General features: G+C 65.5%; 18 protein-coding genes. 10 read left to right on the top strand and 8 right to left on the bottom strand.

Translation table 11 applies throughout. From position 1 onward, the window contains the following. Positions 1-115 precede the first annotated feature (115 nt). From HZF03_RS09265 to HZF03_RS09255, 3 genes are read left to right on the top strand one after another with little or no spacing between them, the layout of a single operon-like run. On the top strand, positions 116-2,431 hold the full coding sequence (locus HZF03_RS09265) for a TonB-dependent siderophore receptor (protein ID WP_119018429.1): 2,316 nt from the start codon (positions 116-118) through the stop codon (positions 2,429-2,431). After that, entirely contained in the window at positions 2,428-3,591 is a 1,164-nt protein-coding gene (locus HZF03_RS09260) for a PepSY-associated TM helix domain-containing protein (protein ID WP_119018428.1), read from the top strand. Before HZF03_RS09265 ends, HZF03_RS09260 begins: the two co-directional genes overlap by 4 nt. Beyond that, complete coding sequence (locus HZF03_RS09255; protein ID WP_119018427.1) at positions 3,588-3,794, top strand: hypothetical protein; 207 nt, start codon at positions 3,588-3,590, stop codon at positions 3,792-3,794. The genes HZF03_RS09260 and HZF03_RS09255 overlap by 4 nt, the downstream gene beginning before the upstream one ends. A gap of 211 nt (positions 3,795-4,005) precedes the next feature. Here the strand turns inward: HZF03_RS09255 and HZF03_RS09250 are convergent, their stop codons facing one another. The 3 genes from HZF03_RS09250 to HZF03_RS09240 all read right to left on the bottom strand — a co-directional run bounded on the left by HZF03_RS09250 (position 4,006) and on the right by HZF03_RS09240 (position 6,864). After that, positions 4,006-5,220 carry an ABC transporter substrate-binding protein gene (locus HZF03_RS09250; protein ID WP_119018426.1) on the bottom strand — a complete coding sequence of 405 codons (1,215 nt, stop codon included), beginning with the start codon at positions 5,218-5,220 and terminating at the stop codon, positions 4,006-4,008. Between the two features lie 75 nt (positions 5,221-5,295). Then, positions 5,296-5,616, bottom strand: coding sequence for a 2Fe-2S iron-sulfur cluster-binding protein (locus HZF03_RS09245; protein WP_119018425.1), 321 nt, complete (start codon positions 5,614-5,616; stop codon positions 5,296-5,298). Between the two features lie 9 nt (positions 5,617-5,625). Further along, positions 5,626-6,864 (bottom strand): cytochrome P450, encoded by a 1,239-nt coding sequence (locus tag HZF03_RS09240; RefSeq protein WP_119018424.1) that lies wholly within the window; start codon positions 6,862-6,864, stop codon positions 5,626-5,628. A gap of 79 nt (positions 6,865-6,943) precedes the next feature. On the opposite strand from HZF03_RS09240, the gene HZF03_RS09235 reads away from it, so the two are divergent. Continuing rightward, positions 6,944-7,459, top strand: coding sequence for a MarR family winged helix-turn-helix transcriptional regulator (locus HZF03_RS09235; RefSeq protein WP_011157376.1), 516 nt, complete (start codon positions 6,944-6,946; stop codon positions 7,457-7,459). A gap of 293 nt (positions 7,460-7,752) precedes the next feature. Here HZF03_RS09235 and HZF03_RS09230 read toward each other — a convergent pair whose 3' ends face one another. Both HZF03_RS09230 and HZF03_RS09225 read right to left on the bottom strand, forming a co-directional pair. Further along, positions 7,753-8,496, bottom strand: coding sequence for a sulfite exporter TauE/SafE family protein (locus HZF03_RS09230; RefSeq protein ID WP_119018423.1), 744 nt, complete (start codon positions 8,494-8,496; stop codon positions 7,753-7,755). Between the two features lie 53 nt (positions 8,497-8,549). Then, positions 8,550-9,062, bottom strand: a complete 513-nt coding sequence (locus tag HZF03_RS09225) for a YcgN family cysteine cluster protein (protein ID WP_119018422.1) — start codon at positions 9,060-9,062, stop codon at positions 8,550-8,552. Between the two features lie 269 nt (positions 9,063-9,331). On the opposite strand from HZF03_RS09225, the gene HZF03_RS09220 reads away from it, so the two are divergent. From HZF03_RS09220 to HZF03_RS09210, 3 genes are read left to right on the top strand one after another with little or no spacing between them, the layout of a single operon-like run. Beyond that, positions 9,332-11,608: a transglycosylase domain-containing protein gene (locus tag HZF03_RS09220; RefSeq protein ID WP_119018421.1), complete on the top strand. Its 2,277-nt coding sequence runs from the start codon at positions 9,332-9,334 to the stop codon at positions 11,606-11,608. Positions 11,609-11,651: 43 nt separating this feature from the next. Continuing rightward, positions 11,652-12,230 carry a DUF1214 domain-containing protein gene (locus tag HZF03_RS09215; protein WP_012495403.1) on the top strand — a complete coding sequence of 193 codons (579 nt, stop codon included), beginning with the start codon at positions 11,652-11,654 and terminating at the stop codon, positions 12,228-12,230. Continuing rightward, positions 12,227-12,793: a DUF1254 domain-containing protein gene (locus tag HZF03_RS09210; RefSeq protein WP_011157371.1), complete on the top strand. Its 567-nt coding sequence runs from the start codon at positions 12,227-12,229 to the stop codon at positions 12,791-12,793. The genes HZF03_RS09215 and HZF03_RS09210 overlap by 4 nt, the downstream gene beginning before the upstream one ends. A gap of 6 nt (positions 12,794-12,799) precedes the next feature. Here the strand turns inward: HZF03_RS09210 and HZF03_RS09205 are convergent, their stop codons facing one another. Both HZF03_RS09205 and HZF03_RS09200 read right to left on the bottom strand, forming a co-directional pair. After that, positions 12,800-13,582 (bottom strand): hypothetical protein, encoded by a 783-nt coding sequence (locus HZF03_RS09205; RefSeq protein WP_012495402.1) that lies wholly within the window; start codon positions 13,580-13,582, stop codon positions 12,800-12,802. Positions 13,583-13,599: 17 nt separating this feature from the next. Beyond that, positions 13,600-13,800, bottom strand: coding sequence for a hypothetical protein (locus HZF03_RS09200; RefSeq protein WP_119018420.1), 201 nt, complete (start codon positions 13,798-13,800; stop codon positions 13,600-13,602). 179 nt (positions 13,801-13,979) lie between these two features. Between HZF03_RS09200 and HZF03_RS09195 the strand changes: the two genes are divergently transcribed. The 3 genes from HZF03_RS09195 to HZF03_RS09185 all read left to right on the top strand — a co-directional run bounded on the left by HZF03_RS09195 (position 13,980) and on the right by HZF03_RS09185 (position 16,786). Then, entirely contained in the window at positions 13,980-14,510 is a 531-nt protein-coding gene (locus HZF03_RS09195) for a hypothetical protein (RefSeq protein ID WP_119018419.1), read from the top strand. A gap of 79 nt (positions 14,511-14,589) precedes the next feature. After that, positions 14,590-15,660 (top strand): polysaccharide deacetylase family protein, encoded by a 1,071-nt coding sequence (locus HZF03_RS09190; protein WP_119018445.1) that lies wholly within the window; start codon positions 14,590-14,592, stop codon positions 15,658-15,660. Positions 15,661-15,811: 151 nt separating this feature from the next. Beyond that, positions 15,812-16,786, top strand: coding sequence for a DUF2336 domain-containing protein (locus HZF03_RS09185; protein ID WP_119018418.1), 975 nt, complete (start codon positions 15,812-15,814; stop codon positions 16,784-16,786). Positions 16,787-16,964: 178 nt separating this feature from the next. Here the strand turns inward: HZF03_RS09185 and HZF03_RS09180 are convergent, their stop codons facing one another. Continuing rightward, complete coding sequence (locus tag HZF03_RS09180; RefSeq protein ID WP_119018417.1) at positions 16,965-17,306, bottom strand: DUF1491 family protein; 342 nt, start codon at positions 17,304-17,306, stop codon at positions 16,965-16,967. Positions 17,307-17,378 lie beyond the last annotated feature (72 nt).

Here is a 17,378-nt window from a genome sequence, read left to right as displayed (position 1 = left end):
GAGCGCCTGATATCGTTTGATAGATTCCAAACTGGCTTCGCGCAAAAGCTTCGCAGCAGCGTTGATACACGTTGCCGTATCCGATTACTTCGCTGCCTCGATTTGGGGGTAAGCGATGAAATTGGGTCATGCCGGCGTGAATGCCGGTCGCAGTTCTGTGGTCAACGCGCTGCTGCTGACCAGCGCGCTGATCTCACCGGTGGTGTGGCCCTCGGCGCAAGCCGCCGCGCAGGATGCCAAACCGCAGGCGACCCAGCTGCCCGCCGTCGAAGTCGCCGCCCCGGAGGCGAGCCGGCGCCAGGCGCAGCCTGCGCGCGACCGGAATCGCGCCGCCGCGGGCCCGTCGCGCCGCTCCGCGCAGCGTGCCACGCAAGCGCCGCAGCCAGTGCAGCCCACGCAGCGCGCGGTGTTCGAACGCGGCACAGATCCGGTGCCGGGCTTCGTCCCCAGCGTCAGTGCCAGCGGCACCAAGACCGACACCAAGCTGATCGAAACGCCGCAATCGATTTCGGTGATCAGCCGCGACAATCTCGACGCGCGCGGCGTCGACACCGTCGCGCAGGCGCTGCAATACACCGCCGGTGTCGCGGTGCAGACCGGCGGCGCCGATCCGCGCTACGATCAGGCCCGCATCCGCGGCTTCGAAACCAACGGCTTCTCCAATTTCCGCGATGGATTGCGCGACACCGCCAACGGCTCGGCCTATTTCTCGGTGTTCCGCAATGAGCCCTACGGCGTCCAGCGCGTCGACGTCGTCAAGGGACCGAGCTCGGTGATGTACGGCCAGAGCCCGCCCGGCGGCCTGATCGATCTGATCAGCAAGCGCCCGACCGATCAGGCGTTCGGCGAAGTGGTCGGCCTCGTCGGCACCGCCGACCGGGTGCAGGGCGCGTTCGACGTCGGCGGCCCGATCGACAAGGACAAGACCCTGCTCTATCGCCTGACCGGCGTGCTGCGGGATTCCGACGCGCAGATCGCCAAATTCTCCGACAAGGTGAAGGACGACCGGGCCTATATCGCGCCGGCGGTGACCTGGCGCCCCACCAACGACACTTCGCTGACGATTCTCAGCGATTATCAGCACGATGTATTCGGCAACGCGTTTCCGGTATCGGTCGGTGTCGTGCGAGGCGGCAAGATTGTCGACGTCAAGGCGCTGCCGCTGTTTCTTGGCGATCCGTCGTACAACACTTTCGACCAGAGCCAATATCGGATCGGCTATCAGTTCGAGCACCGCTTCAGCGACGATCTGATCGTGCGCTCGCGCGCCCGTTACGGCCATGTCGACCTGGAATATCGCTACATCACTTTCGCCGGCACCCCGCTCGACACCCAGACCGTATTTCCGCGGGTCTCGCGCAAGGTGCTGGAGACCAGCGACACCTTCAACATCGACAACCACGTCATCGCCAAGACCTGGACCGGTCCGCTGCAGCACACCGTGCTGATCGGCACCGATTATCAGACGTTCCAACTCAGCGGCGATCAGTTCGGTGGCACCGCGCCATCGCTCAGCCGAATCAACCCGGTTTACGGCCAGCAGATCGTGATCCCGACGACGCTGCTGCAGAGCTACAAGCAGAACCTGAACCAGGCCGGCATCTATCTGCAAGACCAGATCAAGCTGCAGAACTGGATCCTGACGCTCGGCGGCCGCTACGATGCCGCCCAGCAGACCACCCTCAACCGCCTGAACGGCGTGCCGCAGCCGAACGACGACACCGCCTTCACCAAGCGCGCCGGCCTCACCTACGTCTTCGACAGCGGCGTTGCTCCCTATGTCAGCTATTCCGAATCGTTCCTGCCCACGGCGGGCATCGATTTCAGCTCGAATGCCTTCAAGCCAACCAAGGGCAAGCAGTACGAAGGCGGCATCAAGTTCCAGCCGAACCGAGATCTCTTGTTCACGGCGGCTGTCTTCGACCTGACCCAGGACAACGTGCTGACGGCCGACCCGCTGCATCTGAACTACAGCATCCAAACCGGCCAGGTGAATTCGCGCGGCCTCGAGCTCGAATTGCTCGCCAAACCGATGCCGGGGCTGAATCTGCTGGCGACTTACACGCTGCAGAACGTCAAGAACACCCAGAGCAACAACGGCGATATCGGCAAGGTGCCGGTGCAGATCCCGCGCAACATGGCGTCGGGCTTCGTCGATTACACGCTGCAGAGCGGACCGCTTGCCGGTTGGGGCTTCGGAGCCGGCGTGCGCTACGTTGGTGAATCCTACATGGACATCCTCAACACGCTGACCAACGACGCCTATACGGTGTTTGACGCCGGGCTGCATTATCGCCAGCCGAAGGGCATCAATCTGGCCCTCAACGTCAAGAACATCGCCAATAACGACCACGCGCAGTGTACGGTGAGCGGCGGCTGCCAGTACATCACCCCGCGGGTGGTCACCGCGACCGCGAGCTATCGCTGGTGACCGGGACACGCGCACTCAGGATCTGGAGCAAGGTCCACACCTGGACCTCGCTGATCAGCATGCTGTTCATGCTGATGCTGTGCCTCACCGGCCTGCCGTTGATCTTCCATGAGGAGATCGAGGAACTGACGCAGCAACAATTCGCCGCGCCGAACCTGCCGGGCAACGTGCCGGCCGCGCCGGTCGACGACGTTGTGCGCGCTGCTCAGCAGGCCCGCCCCGGCGACCACGTTCTGTTCGTCACCTGGCGGGACGAGCAACCGGATACGGTCGTGGTCTCGATGTCGCCGACGCCAAAGCCGATGCGCGGCAAGTTCTATCGCCTGGTGATGGACGGCCGCACCAAGGCGGTGCTCGGCGAAGAGCGGCCGCAGCAGGGCGTGATGGACATCATCCTGCTGCTGCACAAGAACATGCTGCTCGAGCTGCCGGGCGAATTGTTCCTCGGCGCGATGGGCCTCTTGCTGGTTGTGTCGATCGTCTCCGGCGTCGTCGTCTACGCGCCGTTCATGCGCCGGCTCGACTTCGGCACCGTCCGTCAGCGCTCGCGGCGGCTGAAATGGCTCGACCTGCACAATCTGTTCGGCATCGTCACCACAGTCTGGCTGTTCGTGGTCGGGATCACAGGCGCGATCAACACGCTGGCGATGCCGATGTACGACTACTGGCGCGGCCAGGTGCTGCCGCCTCTGTTGGCACCGTATCGCGGTGCGCCGGTGGCCCAGCCGTCCTCACTGGATCAGGCGGTCGCGCGGGTTCGCGCCGCCATGCCGGAGGGGCGTCTTTCCTCGATCACGATGCCGACCGCGGAGAATTTTGGGAGCCCCCGCCATCTCGTGGTCTGGATGAAGGGCAACTCCGCGCTCACGGCTCTGATCGCCACCCCGACGCTGGTCGATGTCGATCAAACCGTGCCGGTGCTGGTGCCGCAGATGCCTTGGTACTTGACGCTGCTGCAGATGTCGCGGCCGCTGCATTTCGGCGACTATGGTGGCCTGCCACTCAAGATCGTCTGGGGTCTGCTCGACCTCGTCTGCATCGTCGTGCTGATCACCGGACTTTATCTCTGGGTCGCAAAGCAGCGCTTCGGCGGCCATGCCCGCAGCCGGACCGCAACGCAGCCGGCGGAAGTCCAATCGACCGATGCGAGGCCGGCATGAGCAAGCCCCGCAGAGCCTCGCACACCACCGCGCAAATCTTCGCCGCGCCGCTCGCGATCGGCGTCATCACCGCCCTCGGGCTCACGACAGCGTTGCTCGGCGACGGGCTGTGGGACTGGATCTCCTGGATCGCGCTCGCACTGCCCGTTGCGGTGGCAGTCGTTTATTGGCAGATCGGCGTGAAGCGAGCCGAACCTCGTTAGAGCCTCAACTCATCCCCGTCCCCAAGCGTCATCGCCCGGCTCGTCCGGGCGACCCAGTATCCCAGAGCTCTGCTGTCATCCGCACTCAGTTAGCGCGGGGCTAAAAGCAGCCGCCCTGCGATACTGGATCCCCGCCTTCGCGGGGATGACGGTTTTGCGTGGGGCACGGCCGCCGGCATGCCGCGCGCCTCGAATTCAGCCTAGGAGCATACTACTTCGCCAACTCGCACCCACCTTCCGCGATCGAGCGGAACGCCTTGTCGGCGGCGATGGTCGAAACCAGGCGATAGTAGTCGTAAGGATACTTCGACTCCTCCGGCTTCTTCACCTCGAACAGATACATCGGGTGCACGACGCGTCCGTCCTGGCGGATGGTGACGTCGCCGAACAGTCTGTCCTTGCCGCTGAACTTTTTCATCTGCGGGACGACGTCCTTGGCATCGTCGCTTCCGGTGGCCGCGACGGCGTTGAGATAGGCCAAGGTCGAGGCATAGACGCCGGCCTGGTTGCCGCTCGGCATCTTGCCGTTCATGCCGGGCCGCTGCGCGAACCGCTTGGCGAAGGCGCGGGTGTCGTCGTTCATGTCCCAATAGAACGCCTCCATCAGTTGCAGGCCCTGCGCCACCTTCAGGCCCATGCCGTGGATGTCGTTGATGAACAACAGGAACGCAACCAGCTTCTGCCCGCTCTGCTGAATGCCGAATTCCGCCGCCTGCTTGACGCTGTTGATGGTGTCGCCGCCGGCATTGGCGAGGCCGATCACGCCGGCCTTCGAAGATTGCGCCTGCAGCAGGAACGAGGCGAAGTCCGACGTGCCGAGCGGATGCTTGGCGGAGCCGAGCACCTTGCCGCCATGCGCCTCGATGTACTTGGCGGCTTCGGCTTCGATGCCCTTGCCGAGCGCGTAGTCCACCGTGATGAAGTACCAGTCCTTGCCGCCACGCTGCATCATCGCCGCGGCGGTGGTGTTGCCGGTCGCCCAGGTGTCGTTGACCCACTGGATGGTGTTGGGCGAGCAGGCCTTGCCGGTGAGATCGGAGCTCGCCGTCGACGACGCCAGGAACGTCATCTTTGTGCCGCGCAGCAGCGTGTTGATCGACAGCCCGACCGCCGAATTCGGCACGTCAACGATGGTGTCGACGCCCTCGTTGTCGAGCCAGCGGCGCGCGATGGCGTTGCCGACATCGGCCTTGTTCTGGTGATCGGCGTAGACGATCTCGACCTTGATGTTCTTGCCGCCGCCGGCGAAGTCTTCGGCCGCCATGCGAGCCGCCTCGACCGAGCCCATGCCGTTGGTATCCTGAAAAATGCCGGAAATATCGTTGAGCACGCCGACGCGCACGACGTTTCCGGAGATCTCGGCGTTGGCGGTGCCGCACAACAGGCACGCGGCCGCAAGGCCCAGCAGGCCCTTGGTTGGTGTCATTTGGTTTCTCCCTCGGTGTTTTGATTGTTTGTTGAGTGGGCCGCAGCGGGTCGTTGCCCCCTACGGTAGCGCTGCTCAGACCTGACGATCCGGAATTCGCAAGATCAGGCCATCGAGATCGGAAGACAGCTTGATCTGGCATGACAGCCGGCTGTTCGGCAGCCGCTCGGCGGCCGTGCCGTCGAGCAGATCGTCCTCGTTGCCGTCGACCGGCGGCAGCTTGCTCAGCCCCTCGTCGACATAGACGTGGCAGGTCGCGCAGACGGCGTTGCCGCCGCATTCGGCAACGATGCCGTCGAGCCCCAGGCTCAGCGCGGCATACATCGCGGTGTCGCCGACCGCGGCCTCGGCGGTGCGGCGTTCGCCATCGGGAAGAATGAACGTGATACTCGGCATGGTGCTCTCTCAGGCAGGCGTCAGTTGGATCGGCAGGTTTTCCAGCCCGCGCAGCGTGTTGTTGAAGCGGCGCTTCAAAGGCCCGGCGATCTCGATCGCCGCCACCTTCCGAGCCAGCGCGGCGAGCACCACCTCCCCCTCCAGCCGGGCAACGAGCTGACCGACGCACATGTGCACGCCCGAGCCGAAGCCGACATGGCCCGAGGTTTTGCGTGTGATGTCGTAGCGGTCTGGATCGTCCCAGCGCCGCGGATCGCGGTTGGCGGAGCCGAGGAACATCAGCACCTTCTCGCCCTCGCCGATCGTGGCGCCCGCAAGTTCGACGTCGCGCGTGGTGGTGCGGAAGAAGGTCTGCACCGGGCTCTCGAACCGCACAGCTTCTTCGAAGGCGTTGCGGGCCAGCGACGGATCGGCGCGCAGCCGCGCGAACTCGTCCGGAAAACGCGCCAGGCAGTACACCGCCGCAGCAATGCCGTTGACGGTGGTGTCGAGGCCCGCCGAGAGCAGCGACCGCACCAGCAGCGGGGCCTCCTCGGGCGTGATCTCGCCGGTGTCGCTGAATGCGTGAATACAGGCACCGAACCCGCCGGGGGCAAGGTTCGGCCGCTGGCACTGCTCGGCCACATAGGCCTGATGCGGCGCCGAGCGTTCGATCGCGCTCTGCCGCAGTTCGTTCGGCGGCCCGAACGCGTTGAACACGAGACCCGCATAGGGCAGCAGATTCTCGCGCCCCTCCTGCTTCAAGCCCATCGCATCGGGGAACACCGACAAGGGATAGGCCTCGGCAAGATCGGCGATCGCATCGATACTGCCGCCGCGGGCCAGCAGTTCATCGATCTTGGCGTCCGCCGCCGCCGCGAAGCCGTCACGCAGCCGCTTCATCGTCGCCGGCGACAGCACCTTGCTGAGTACCGCGCGGGTGCGGGTATGCGCCGGCGGGTCGGCCTCGAGGATCAGGCTCGGCGGCCGCCACGGCTTCTCCTTCTTGAAATCGCTCAGGCCAACGCCGCGGCTGGAGCAGAAGGTGAGCGGATCGTTGAGCACCGCATAGACCTCGGCGTAACGCGCGACGCCATAGACGTTCCACTTATCGAGATACACCACCGGACCCGCCTCGCGCAGCGTCTCCTGCTCCGGATAGGGATCGGCGAAGTAGTCCAGCGCGAACGGATCGATACCGAGATGCGGAACACCGGCGCCGTGTTGGAACGGCGTGGTAACCGGCACCGATGAGGGAGCCGTGGTCATGTTGTCCTCCTCAATCGCCACTTGTGAAATGCCGTGGCATGTCCTTATGTCGGCGCATGCATTCGCCGCCGACATCCCCATGACTGGTGCATCCCGCCCGCCAAAATCCCGACGATCTGCCGCGGCCGCGCCGAGCCCGGAAGGCCTCACGCTCGATCTGGAGCGCTACGTTCCGGCGTTCATCACCTTCATCGCCAACAAACTGTCGAACAGCGCCACGGCGTTCTACCAGGGCAATTTCGGGGTCAACGTCACGGAATGGCGGATCATGTCGCTGCTGGCGATCGAGCCCGGCATTTCGGCGGCACGGATCTGTCAGGTGATCGGCTTCAACAAGGGACCGGTCAGCCGCACGCTGTCCGACATGCAGTCGCGCGGTCTGATCACCATCCGCGTCGATCCGAACGACGCCCGCACGCATTCGATCTCGCTCACCGGCAAAGGCCGCGCCACCCATGACAAGGTGATCGTCGCCGCGCTGGAGCGCGAACGGAAGCTGATGTCGTGCCTGAGTGCGGACGAGCAGGAAGTGTTGATCGACCTGTTGCGCCGGCTGCACAACAATCTCGGCGCGGTCACCGGCGAAACCACCTGAACCGCCGCGCGGCGCTACACGCCGTGCATCCTGCTTGCGCCTAATCGCGGACACGTCTCCGCGACAGCCGGCCGCTGTGCTGCCGAGCATGGCTCCTCCCCGAACCGGCGACTGTGTCGCTCTTGTTCAGAACAATTCTCACAGATCAGTTGCCTTGGCAACGAATAAGTTGGCGCGTGTTTCGGCGCGCGCGACGGGCTCGTTCGCAAGCGCGAACAAGCTCCGTGCATCACCGATGAGTTACCAATGAAGTTTGTGATGCCGGTACTGGATCAGTAACCGGGATTGGCCGGCTACATCTGCCGCCAGAACAGCCCAATCGTCAGCGCGATGCCGAGCACGACAACGCCGATTCTGAGCATGGTTTCGTTGACCCGGCGCAGCACCCAGACGCCGAGCAAGTAACCGACCGTCGACGACACCGCGAGCACCAGCGCCTCCAGCCACTTCACCTCGGGCGAGAACGCGAACATCGCCACCGCCGAGGCGTTCATCGCCGCCGCCAGCGCATTCTTGGTGGCGCCGGCGTTGCGCGCGGTCATGCCGGCGATCGACAGTGCCGCCATCATCAGGAATCCGATGCCGCCGCCGAAGTAACCACCATAGACCGAGATCAGAAACTGAATCCCGATCAGCACCGGCGCGCCGACCTGCCCAGCTTGCGCGGTCGGCTTGCGGCCGAAGCTGCCCCACGCGAACATCGCGGTGGCGAACAGCACCAGCCACGGGATCATCTTGGCGAACACCGTCGGCGGCGTGATCAGCAGAAGGAGTGCACCGGCCGCACCGCCGGCAAGGCTGGTGAACACCAGCGCCCGGAAGCTGACCTCGCCCACGCCGCGCACCATGCCGCGGCCGGCGTAGCCGGAAGCGAGCTGGCCGGGAAACAGCGCGACCGTTGAGGTGATGTTCGCCGACAGCGGCGTCATCCCGGCGAACAGCAGCGCCGGCAACGTCACGAACGACCCGCCACCCGCGAGCGTGTTCTGAACGCCGGCCCACAGGCCGGCGACGGCGATGATGATCAGCGCGGTCATGCAAGTCCTTCAATAGAGCGGCGGCGGGCGCCGCCGGCAGCAAGATAAGGGGGCTACCTCGGCCGTTGCTTGAGCTTGGCGCGCTTCGGCAGCAGCGCCGGCCACGACACGATGTGATCTTCGAGCTCCTCGACCGGGATTTCGGTCTCGGTGCGCTCGACCCGCCCTCGCACCGAGACCCCGGCCTCGTGGACGGTGTTCGGATCGCCGGAGATCAGCGGATGCCACCAATACAGGTCGCGCCCCTCGGCCACGAGCTTGTAGGCGCAGCTCGGCGGCAGCCAAGTCAGTTCGCGAACCTCTTTCGGGGTGAGCCGCACGCAGTCCGGCACCCGGTCCGACCGGTTCGGATAGTCCCGGCAGGCGCAGGCGCCCGCATCGAGCAGCCGGCAGCCGACCTCGGTGAAATAGATCCGCCCGGTGTCTTCGTCCTCGAGCTTTTCCAGGCAGCAGCGCGCGCAGCCGTCGCACAGGCTCTCCCATTCGGTCGGGGAGAGCTGTTCCAACGTCTTGGTCTTCCAGAAGAAACCGTCTTGCGCGGACGGCTTCTTGGGGCGCGCGGTCATGCCTTGGATGCTGCTTTGCGGTGGTGAGGCCGCCGTTCTAGGGGGAGTTTGCCCGGCGGCGCAAGCGCTTAGCCGGCATGGCAGGGTCCGGAACACCCGCCTTCAGTTCGGCTACACCGAAAAATCCTGCACGACCATTGGTTTATCGGGCATGCTCGGGTAGAAGGAATCAGATTCCCAAAGCTCGTCGCCCTCGCCTTGCGATCGCCGCAACATTGCGCAAGACGAACAGCGCCTGTGCGGCGTGCTGATGTGATTGGTCGAACCCGGTGCCGAAGATTCTGCCAGACAATTGGAAGCAGCGGATCCGGAATTGGTTTCTGGACCTGGACGCCCGGCTCGACTCGACGCTGTTCTCATCGGCGGTTGGTATCCGAGAGCTGTGGGAGCGGTTCTCGACCTATATGGACCGCTTCTATGTCGGCGGCTGGAAGCGCTGGGTGTTCATCGAGCCGCTGTCGGAAGCCGCTTCGATCGGACTGCTCGGCCTCGTCGCGCTGCTGGCGTTGGCGCAACCGGCATTCCGCGAGACCTCCGACGAGGACTGGCTGAAGAAGTCCGACCTCGCCGTCACCTTCCTCGACCGCTACGGTAATCCGATCGGCAGCCGCGGTATCAAGCACAACGACGCGATCCCGCTCGAGGACTTCCCGGACAACCTGATCAAGGCAACCCTCGCGACCGAAGACCGTCGGTTCTACGATCATTTCGGCATCGACGTCGCGGGCACGCTGCGCGCGCTGGTCACCAACGCTCAGGCGGGCGGCGTGCGCCAGGGCGGCTCCTCGATCAGCCAGCAGCTCGCCAAGAACCTGTTCCTGTCCAACGAGCGCACGCTCGAGCGCAAGATCAACGAAGCGTTCCTGGCGATCTGGCTGGAAACCCGGCTGACCAAAAACGAGATCCTGAAGCTGTATCTCGACCGCGCCTATATGGGCGGCGGCACCTTCGGCGCCGACGGCGCAGCCCACTTCTATTTCAACAAGTCGGTGCGCGACGTGAACCTCGCCGAGGCGGCGATGCTCGCCGGCCTGTTCAAGGCCCCGACCAAATACGCCCCACACATCAACCTGCCCGCTGCCCGCGCCCGCGCCAACCAGGTGCTCGACAATCTGGTCGACGCCGGCTTCATGACCGAGGGCCAGGTGTTCGGCGCCCGTCGTAACCCGGCCTCGGTGGTCGACCGCCGCGACGAGAACTCGCCGAACTACTATCTCGATTGGGCGTTCGACGAAGTCCGCAAGATCGTCGACACCTTCCCGAAGTCGTACACCGAACGCGTGTTCGTGGTGCGCACCGCGATCGACATGAACGTGCAGCGCGCCGCCGAGAGCGCGATCGAGAACCAGCTCCGGCAGTTCGGCCGCGACTATCACGCGACCCAGGCCGCCACCGTGGTGTCCGATCTCGATGGCGGCGTCCGCGCCATGGTCGGCGGCCGCGACTACGGCTCCAGCCAGTTTAACCGCGCGGTCGACGCCTATCGCCAGCCGGGTTCGTCGTTCAAGCCTTACGTCTACACCACGGCGCTGCTGAACGGCTTCAAGCCGACCTCGATCGTGGTCGATGGCCCGGTCTGCCTCGGCAATTGGTGCCCGCAAAACTACGGTCACTCTTATTCCGGCTCGGTGACGCTGACCCAGGCGATCACCCGCTCGATCAACGTGGTGCCGGTCAAGCTGTCGATCGCGATCGGCGGCAATCCGAAGAACCAGTGGGACTCGGCCAAGAAGGGCCGCGCCAAGATCGTCGAGGTCGCGCGCCGGTTCGGCCTCACCGCACCGCTGCTCGATACTCCGTCGCTACCGATCGGTTCGACCGAAGTCACCGTCGTCGAACACGCGGTCGCCTATGTGACCTTCCCCAACAAAGGCATGGCGGTGAAGCCGCATGCGGTGCTGGAGATCCGCACCGGCGCCGGCGACTTGGTGTGGCGCTGGGACCGCGACGGCCCGCAGCCACGGCGCGCGATCCCAGCCAACATCGCCTCGGATATGGCCGGGATGATGAGCCACGTCGTCACCGAGGGCACCGCGCGGCGCGCGCGGCTCGACGGCATTCCGGCGGCTGGCAAGACCGGTACCACCAACGCGTATCGCGACGCCTGGTTCGTCGGCTACACCGGCAACTTCGCTTGCGCGGTGTGGTACGGCAACGACGACTACTCGCCGACCAACCGGATGACCGGCGGCTCGCTGCCTGCGCAAACCTGGCACGACATCATGGTGGCGGCGCATCAGGGCGTCGAGGTCAAGGAGCTCGCCGGCGTCGGCATGGGCGAGAAGCTGCCGGCGACACCGGGCGAACGCGCGGCGGGCGCCGAGAGCGCCGAAATGAAAGCGGCCCCGCCGCCGGTGCTGACGCGGCGCGGCGCCGAGATCCTGGTACGGGTGGAGAAGATGCTCGACGAGACCAGCCGTGCACTCGATTCCGCCCCTGCACCGGTGACTGGTCGCAAGGTGTCGACCGGGACAGTCGGCTTGACCGACAGCATGGCCGCGGCGGCGCCCGGCTCCGCCCCGGCTGCGGCGGCCCAGAAGAATTGAGCGCGGCGATGCGACTTGCGATGACATCGGGGATAGTTGCGACGTGCGCCTGATCGTCCTCACTCTGCTGGCCCTGCTGATCGCCGCCGGCGTCGGCATCGGTGCCACCTGGATCACCGCGACGCGCGGTACCGATTTCGGCACACTGACGATCGGCGCCTGGACGGCGCGGCCGCGGGTCGGCACCTCCGAGGTCGATCCTTACGCCCGCGCCGCGATCGTGCGCAGCGGCGCGCTGCCGGTCGGCGCCGGTGACGGCATCTCGTTCCTCGCCACCACCGACGATAGCAAGCGTCCGCTCGACGGCCGCTGCGACGTCGAAGTCAGCGGCATCACCCCGGCGGCGCGGTTCTGGACGCTGACGCTGTACGATCCGCGCGGCAACCTGGTCGCCAACACGCTGGAGCGCTACGGCTTCACCAGCCAGGAGATCATTCGTGACGCCGAGGGCAAGTTCAGCATTCGGATCGCGGCGCGTGCCCGCGGTGGCAATTGGCTGCCGACCGGCGGCGTCGACCGCTATTGGCTGATGCTCCGGCTGTACGACACCCCGGTCGGGATCGCCACCCGGACCCAACGCGACGCGCCGATGCCGGCGGTCGCCACCATCGGCTGCCCATGATCCGCTTCGCCATCGCCATCATTGCCGGACTGGTCCTCGGCGGCATCGTGCATCTCGTCACCGTCCTGGTGCTGCCGCGGATCGCCGGCCAGGACGCCTACGCCCGGCTAGCGCCGCTGACCCAGGTCAACGCGGTGACGCAGTTGCCTGAGATCACGCCCGACAACGCACCGTTGCCGCTGCTCGATCCGGCGTTCGCGATGGCGGTATGCCGCTACGATCTGTCGAAGGGCCCGATCAAGCTGGCGGTACCTGTGAGCCAAGCCTACACCGCGGTGTCATTCTACACCCGCAACGAAGTCGCCTACTACGCGATCAACGATCGCTCCGCCGGCCGCAAGGTGATCGAGCTCGATCTGATGACCGCCGAGCAGCACGCCGAGCTGCCCGAAGACGAAGACGTCACCTCGGCTGACCGCCTGATCATCGACTCGCCCACTGCCACCGGCCTGATCTTGATGAAGGCGCTCGCTTCGGAGCCCGGCCTAATGCCGCAGGCCCGCGCCGCGCTGAAGGCCGCCACTTGCAAGTCGCAGAGTGACGCCGCAGCGAAATCGAGCTGAGACGCCTTATCCCTTCCGCACCACTGCCCCGCTTTGCGGCGCAGCGGGCTTGGCCGATTGGCCGAGATTGGCGGCCTGCAATTCGAGTTCGCCGATCAGGCGATCGGCGTCGGCAGCGATGCCGTCGGGCGCCATGATCACCAGCCGCTCCAGCGCCCAGCGATACGACGAGGCGCGTCGGCGCAGGCACTGCTGCACCCACTGCACGATCAGAGCGTTCTCTTCCATCCGCGCCACCGCGTCGTCGCGCTCGCCCGGCGACAGATCGGCGATGTATTTCAGGCTGGCGTTGCGCTTCTGGTCGAGTTCGAGCACCCGCGCCGCGGTGAACTGAAACGGCTCGAACATCGTCAGGTCGTTGCGCACGTCCTGGATCAGCTCGTTGTAGCGCGATGAGTGCGAGCGATGCGGCTCGTCGATCAACAGCTTGCCGTAGGCGGTGCGATCGAACGGCGGCTGCTGCCGCCACGGCGCGGCGATCGGCTGATAATCACCGAACACGCTTTTCCACGCGGGCCGTGCATGCGGCGCCTCGATCAGCGGATAAGCCATGTCGCGCATGTTGCGCTCTTGGTCGGTGAGCTGAAACGCCGACGCCTTCAGGCCGATGCTGCCGGTAGCTTCGGCGCCGATCCAGCGATGCATGTCGTCGGTTACGAAGTCGCGCCTTGTGCGGCCGAAATCACCGCCGGCGCAGCCGCCGAGCACGAGTGCGGCCAGGGTGGGCAGGAGCAGACCCGTTCGGGCGGCCCTACCCCGGATCAGGACCGGACGGCCGACCGCGGACATCGATGAACTTCTTCGGTTCAGGAGCGGGCGCGGCGGCGGCGACGCCGGCCGGGCGCATCGCCCTGCTTGGGCCCGCCATCGCTGCCGGCTTCGGCGTGTCGCTCGATACGGATCACCGGGAGGATGGTCACGGTGGCGGTGCGATCGGACGACGCGACCATGGGCGAGCCCGGCCGCCGCGATGCCGCATCCGCCGGAAATTCAATGATGGTGCCCATAGAGGTCTCTCCGCGTCCTTTCCTGCGACCCGATCACCGTGCGTCGCATTAAGGGGCCGTTATGGTTAATGCACTGTTAATGGCGGAGCCGCCGGCGGTTGCAACCGCCACGGGTGGGGTGGTAGCTTTCGGCCTCCTGGGGACGGGAACTTGACGTCGACGTGAGGCTTGTGACCTCCATGATCGAGATTCCGCCATCCGATCTGCGCGGCAGCCGCCTCCCCGCCCTCGGCACCCAGCCGATTGCGATCGCGGCCGCTGCTCTTCTGCTGATCATCGCCGGGATCGGCACCATTTTTCTTTGGCGCATCGCCACCGGTGCCAGCCCTGAACAGGAACGAGTCGCCGCCGGCCGCCAGGTGCAGGCCCGCGTCGCCCAGACCTCCGAACAGTTGGTAGAGCGCACCAAGGGCCTGGAGCTGACCCAGCAGCAATCGATCGACCAGTTGCAGGCGCTGCAGGATCAGCTTGCGCAGATCGAGAGGCTGGTTGCCGCCCAGCGCAGCGAAACCAAGAAGCTGTCCGAACAGATCGGCGAGATCGGCACCAATCTCGACAGCCTGCGGCAGTCCTTCGCCCAGGCGCAGCCGGCGGACACCGCTGAGCGGCCCGCGGCACGATCGAAGCCGATCGCCAACGCCTCGCGCGCCAAGGCCAAGAAACCGCGCGCCGCCAAATCGCAACGCAAACGCATCAAACCACGCGGATAGCTCAAATTGCATACCGCTGCTTAACCAATTTGCGACCAAGTTCGCTGGGGCAAGCGGCTAGTATGTGTGGGAGTTGACGATGCGTAAATTTGCGGTGCTGGCAGCCGGCTGTAGCACGCTGGCTGTTCTGGTCGGGCTCGGCGCCGGCCGCGCGTGGTTCACGCTCACCCCCTCCAAGATCGACGCCGCCCGCACTCCGTCCGCTTCGGAAGAAATCACCACCGGCACGATCGCTGCGCGCTGGCCGACGCCCGGCGGTGCGCCTCCGCGCGCCGCGCAGAGCCCCGCTCCGAACATCCAGCCGGCCCGCGCCACAGCCGACCCCGCGCTCAACGCCAAGCCTGCTGCGCTGCCGGCCCCGGCGCCGGTGCGGCAGACCTGCAGCAATCCGAACGCGCTCGGCATTTCGCGTACCGTCGAGATCGACACATCGGGCGGCCCTGGCCTCGGCATGTCGCAATATCGCGACTACGACTTCCTGCAGCCCGGCGAAGTCGCACTGACCTTCGACGACGGCCCTTGGCCGGTGAATACTCCGGCGGTTCTGGCGGCGCTGGAGGCCCAATGCGTCAAGGCGGTGTTCTTCCCGATCGGCAAGCACGCGAGCTGGCACCCGGCGATCCTCAAACAGGTGATCGCAGCCGGCCACACTGTCGGTTCGCACACTTGGTCGCACGTCAATCTCGCCAGCAAGCCGTTCGCCGAGGCCAAGAACGAAATCGAGAAGGGCATCAGCGGCGTGGTGCAGTCGGCGGGGCAGCCGACCGCGCCGTTCTTCCGCTTCCCGCAGCTGCGCCAAACGCCTGAGCTGAAGGCGTATCTCGGCGAGCGCAACATCGCGACGTTCTCGATCGACGTCGACTCCGAAGACTTCCGGATTCACAAGCCTGATCAGCTCATCAACGGCGTGATGGCCAAGCTGAAGAAGGCCGGCAAAGGCATCCTGCTGATGCACGACTTCCAGAAGTCGACCGCGCAGGCGCTGCCCGAGCTGCTCGCGCAGCTCAAGGCCGGCGGCTACAAGATCGTTTTCATCACCGCCAAGGATCGGGTTACCACGCTGCCGGAATACGACGCCCAGGTCGCGCCGGCGCAGCCCACCGCCTCGACCGCAAAGCCGATCGCCAACGTGATCCGCACCGTCGATTAGCAGCGGCTGATACCAAAATAGTGACTTCGACGGACGGGCGCGCCAAGCGCCCGTTCTTGCGTCTCTGGTCTGCTTAACAAACCGTTGAGCTTAACGTGCTGTTAAAGCGACCGGGCTAAGCTACCGGTAACTCGTACCATCTTGCGCAGCCATGACCACGCTCACACCCTTTCCCGGATACGACGGGCTGATGTCGCTGTCGCGCCGCGAAGGCGTCGACATTCGCCCGACGCTGCTCAGGGTGCTGACCGATCTGTATGTGCAGAGCCCGTCGCATACCGACGAGGAAGAGCGGCAGTTCGTCGAGCTGACGTCGCGGCTGATCGACGAGGTCGACGACGCCACCCGCGCGGTGGTACGCGCCCGGCTGTCGATCTATCCGCACACCCCTCGCGCGATCGCGCTGCGGCTGTCACTGTCGTCATCGACTGATCAGCGGGTCCCGCTGGCGGCACCGATTCCGCCGGCTGATACCACCACCCCGGCGCGGCCGGCATCGCGTATTCCGACCGAAGCCGAACAGCGCGCCGCCAGCCTGTCGATGCAGCCGGAAGACGCTGCGCAGCTGTCCGAGATGTTCTTCTCCGCAACCTCACAGGAGCGGACGCAGATCCTGTACAATCTCGCCGAGACGCCGCTGCGCCCGGCGGCACGGATTCATCCGCCGCGGGCGATGCGCGCGATCGAAGTTCTGCACATGGCAGCCTATGTGTCGGACGTCGAGAACTTCACCGCCGAGCTGGGTGACGCGCTGCTACTCACCGCGACAACGGCCGAGCGCGTCGTTTTCGATGAAGGCGGCGAAGCGCTCGCCTGTGCGCTGAAGGCCCTCGGCATCAAGAGCCAGGTGTTCGAACAGGTGCTGATGTTCCTCGATCCCGCCAAGGGCTCGTCGGTCGATTGGGTGTACCGACTGTCGCGGCTGTACGATCGCTTGAGCGAACGCGCCGCGTTGATCATGCTGGCGGCGTGGCGCGGTGCCACCGTTGCTTCCACCCGCGCCAAATATCGCGCAGCGCTCTACGACGATGAGCGTCAGCGCGCGCGCAGCGCGACGCCGCAGGCCCGCCCCGCAGTGCAGCCCGGTGCCGCCTGGACGCCGCGCACCAATACGACGCGCGGCTAAAGCGCCTCCTGGATCACCTAGAGCACCGCACTCTGACCAGATAGATGCACGAACTCTTCATCCTGTAACGCGCCCGGCAAAACCGGGCGTCTCTACGGATGACGCCACGGGATCGCATCGCACGGCTCGAGACGCATCGCTACGCGATGCTCCTCTGTCAGAACCAGAACTGCTCTGATTACTTCGCCAGATCGAGAAAATGCCGCCCGGCGCGGTCTTCGGTTTCGACGATCCAGACGTCGGGATCGAACCGGATTTCCTTGGCGAGACGCGCATCGACGTCGGTTTCAGGCTGCGGCGTCGGCGACGCCGGCACGAACACCCGATCGAACGGGCGCTCGTCTTCGTAAGCGGTCTGCGGAGCAGGCACGTACAACATCGCCTGACCGTTCAAGGTCACGACCTTGACAAACACCGCCCCCGCATCCTCGGCCCCACGCCTGCTCACGGCCCCAAACACGCCCTCAGTCTGGCAGCGCCGCAGATAGGCAGACACCCAAATTGCACTCTTCAGTCTCATGGGGCAGCTTGTAGAGGATTTCCGGTGCGGAGCAAATCGGAAGCGGCGTCAGCCCGACAAAGTCGTCGCGGG

This window comes from Rhodopseudomonas palustris (assembly GCF_013415845.1).
Lineage (GTDB): Bacteria > Pseudomonadota > Alphaproteobacteria > Rhizobiales > Xanthobacteraceae > Rhodopseudomonas > Rhodopseudomonas palustris_F.
This window is presented reverse-complemented; position numbering and strand designations above follow the sequence as displayed.